This is a genomic window from Planomonospora algeriensis, from assembly GCF_977012225.1.
The window spans coordinates 1-1,055 of sequence record NZ_CDRNDK010000921.1 but is presented as its reverse complement, the minus strand read 5'-3'; the positions used below and the strand labels follow the sequence as shown (position 1 = coordinate 1,055).

At 75.1% G+C, this 1,055-nt stretch carries 1 protein-coding gene, 1 pseudogene and 1 riboswitch; the gene and the pseudogene both read right to left on the bottom strand.

The genetic code is table 11. From position 1 onward, the window contains the following. Nucleotides 1–38: 38 nt before the first annotated feature. Nucleotides 39–235: riboswitch (cobalamin riboswitch) on the bottom strand. 4 nt (nt 236–239) lie between these two features. Continuing rightward, complete coding sequence (locus ACWJ6R_RS36910) at nt 240–533, bottom strand: hypothetical protein (protein WP_449066637.1); 294 nt, start codon at nt 531–533, stop codon at nt 240–242. Then, nucleotides 470–1,055: pseudogene (locus ACWJ6R_RS36905) on the bottom strand (hypothetical protein); the annotation flags it as partial. The pseudogene ACWJ6R_RS36905 and the gene ACWJ6R_RS36910, both read right to left, overlap by 64 nt.

Below are 1,055 nucleotides of genomic sequence, written 5' to 3'. Positions count from 1 at the left end.
TCCGGACCGCCCTCGGGCGCCCGGAGCCCGGTTGGCTCCCCTTCCACGCGTCACCGGCAGGTCTTCGGACTCACGGGCGTGTTCACGCGCTTCCTACTGGCCGTCGCTTCCCAGGTCTCCCCAGTGCCTCTGACGGCGGTCGTTCCCGTTCACCGCTGCGGGGCAGTCCCGGAATCGCACCGGGTTCCCTCTTTCCTCGCCCCGCCAGGGGCGAACCAGCAACGAGGAGGATCCTACATCTAGGGGCGGATCGCGCAACCGGCCCTACAATTTGTGTCGGACGAGCCCAGTAGCCCGAGCTCGTAGAGCACGCCCCGGGTGCGCTCGGTCTCGGTGGCGAGCCACTGCCGGAAGTCGTCACCGCTCAGGTACAGGCGCTCCCAGCCCTCCCGCGCGCACAGCTCCCGCCAGCGCGGGGAGGCGTCGATCCGGTCGCAGAGCCCGGCGGCGGCCTCGCGGTCCTCGTCGCTCATCCCGCCGGGCCCGAGCAGCCCGCGCCAGTCGGCGTACTCCAGGCGGACCTCCAGCTCCATGAGCGTCGGCGCCTCGATCCCGTCGATCCGGTCACGGGAGGAGACCGCCAGCGCGCGCAGGCGCCCGCGGCGAGCCCGGCGGCCAGGGCGCGGGCCGGGACCAGGATCGCCGCGGCCCATCCCCCGCCGAGCGCCTCCACGGCCTGGCCGGTCCCGGCGTATCCGGTGTAGTCGAGGAGGCGGGCGTCCACGCCCAGGCACTTGCCGATCATGCCGTAGAGGACGTGGTCCGGGCCTCCCGCCGACCGGCCGCCGACCGTCAGCCCGGCGGGGTCGCGCCGGAGCTCGGCGGCGAAGTCCTCGAAGGAGCGCAGCCGCGAGTCGGCGGAGACGGCCAGCGCCGTCCACTCGCCGACCAGGCGGGCCAGCGGGGTGGCGGACTCGGTCAGGGGGGCGGAGCCCGACGTCTCCGCTCCGGCGACCATCGGCATCCCGGCCACCAGCAGCCCGCCGGCCCGGGTGAACGGCGCACCGGATGCTCGCGACGCGGCGAGTGCGGCGAGTGCGGCGGCTCCCGCCCCG

What these genes read in the sequence shown, in the direction of transcription:
- ACWJ6R_RS36910 (WP_449066637.1), bottom strand. Translation starts at nt 533, where the DNA reads ATGGAGCTGGAGGTCCGCCTGGAGTACGCCGACTGGCGCGGGCTGCTC.